The sequence below is a fragment of the Vibrio sp. 378 genome (assembly GCF_033339435.1).
Map to the genome: position 1 here is coordinate 1 of NZ_JAWOUO010000093.1, position 1,255 is coordinate 1,255.

Here is a 1,255-nt window from a genome sequence, read left to right on the forward strand (position 1 = left end):
GGGTCATCACTTCATCCAGGCTCACAGCACCTTGCAGCGCAAGCTCCATTGCTGAGGCAAGAAGCGGTTTGTAGTTTTCTGAACGTCGAGCCGCTTGTGCAAAGCCAACCGCATCATTCGCGCGCAGCTTGTCCATCATCTCATGTTCCAGCTCAAGCATTTCAAACACACCGATTCGACCTCGATACCCCGTCAAGTTACAGTTTTGACAACCTGCTCCTTTGTGAAAAGTCACCCCAACTTGATTTGGAAAACGCCCCGCTAACCATTGTTGACGCGACTCATCGAGATGATCTTGGGTTTTACAATCTGGACAAACACGGCGAACCAATCGCTGAGCTACAACGGCACGCACGGCACTGGCAACGAGATAGCCTGGCGCCCCCATGTCGATCATACGCAGTGCGCTGTCGACCGCATCGTTGGTATGCAACGTACTCAATACTAAGTGGCCGGTTAGTGCTGCTCGCAAGCCAATCTCTACCGTCTCTTGATCACGCATCTCACCAATCAAAATGATGTCTGGGTCTTGGCGTAAGAAGGTGCGTAGCACGCGTGAAAACGTTAAGTCGATCTTGCTGTTGATCTGTACTTGCGTGATACGTGGTAAACGGTATTCCACCGGATCTTCTGCGGTGATGATCTTTTTACCCGGTTCATTGAGCTCACTCAACGCGCCGTAAAGTGTCGTGGTTTTACCCGATCCCGTAGGGCCGGTTACCAAAATCATGCCATGAGGACGAGATAACTGACGACGCAAGCGCGCCAGTAGCTCAGGCGGTAAACCCGATTCTTCTAATGGACGTAAGCCTGACGACTGGTTAAGCAGACGCATTACAACCGATTCACCGTACTGAGTCGGTAACGTCGACATACGAATATCAATCGATTGACCACGAACTTTGATGTTGAAGCGACCATCTTGCGGCAGACGCTTCTCAGAAATATCCAAGTGCGCCATCAACTTAAGGCGTAATACCAATGCAGAAGCGATGTTCACTTCGTTCAGAATGGTTTCATGCAGCACACCATCGACACGCTGGCGTAAACGCAGGACTTTATCGTCTGGTTCGATATGGATATCCGATGCACCAACTTGCACCGCGTCTTCAAACATCGAATTAACCAGTTTTACAACGGTGACTTCTTCACTGTCGGCTTCATCGATGCCATAGTCAAAGCTTGGTACGTCTTGGTGCTCGGCTTGTAGCTGCTCAGCAAAGGACGCGATCTCTTTGGTACGGCGGTAGTAACG

1 protein-coding gene is annotated in these 1,255 nt (G+C 50.4%); it reads right to left on the reverse strand.

What is annotated here, in order from left to right; all coding sequences use genetic code 11:
* A partial coding sequence (locus tag R7Q48_RS24310; protein WP_318132654.1) for a GspE/PulE family protein occupies nt 1–1,255 on the reverse strand: 1,255 nt, incomplete at both ends.